The 268-nt window shown below is 50.0% G+C and carries 1 pseudogene; it reads right to left on the minus strand.

Features of this window, described 5'->3' with window-relative positions:
* Positions 1–268: pseudogene (locus ABR397_RS23860) on the minus strand (ISNCY family transposase); the annotation flags it as partial.

The raw sequence follows: 268 nt of genomic DNA on the forward strand, positions 1-268 counted from the left end.
GCTCAACCCGGTCGTTTTCATTATCGTTTCACGATCGATACCCATGTCCATCATCGCCCACGCGACTTTCAGAATTCCCCGTTTTTCGCCTTCCTGCAATCCTTCCTGACGCCCTTCCTGACGTGCTTTATGTTCCAATCTTTGCGCTATTGTCATCAGTACCTCCTCATACCTCGGGGACTGTTCTGCCAGTCGCCGGATAAAACCCTCTGGATCGGCGGTATCTCCCGCTTGTAATAAGTAGTTTAGCACGCTTTTTAACTGCTCA

It is taken from the genome of Photorhabdus viridis, assembly GCF_040256935.1.
GTDB lineage: Bacteria > Pseudomonadota > Gammaproteobacteria > Enterobacterales > Enterobacteriaceae > Photorhabdus > Photorhabdus viridis.